The sequence below is a fragment of the Bradyrhizobium sp. 25ACV genome (assembly GCF_054863005.1).
In genome coordinates this window covers 1-267 of record NZ_JAVAYO010000116.1, presented here as the reverse complement: position 1 = coordinate 267, position 267 = coordinate 1, and the positions used below count along the sequence as shown (strand labels likewise).

Genomic DNA, 267 nt, shown 5'->3' with positions numbered 1-267 from the left:
CAACCCGCGCAACATCGGCCAGTCGCACCACGGACCGGCACTCGCCGAGAGATTGAGCCTCTGCAAGCTCGGCAAGGATCAGCAATGCCACATAGAGCGGCCGCCCGGGAAAATCGGGCAACGGTCGCCTCCGCAGACTTCGCTCGGGAAGGACGGCCGCGACGACGGCTCCAAGCAGGATGATGATCCACGAGAGATAGAGCCACAGAAGAAAGATTGGTACGACAGCGAATGCCCCATAGACCAGCGTATAGCTCGGAAAGTGAG

1 protein-coding gene is annotated in these 267 nt (G+C 60.7%); it reads right to left on the bottom strand.

Features of this window, described 5'->3' with window-relative positions:
* On the bottom strand, nucleotides 1–267 hold a 267-nt coding region (locus tag RAD04_RS38795; protein WP_461627981.1), incomplete at both ends, for a YhjD/YihY/BrkB family envelope integrity protein.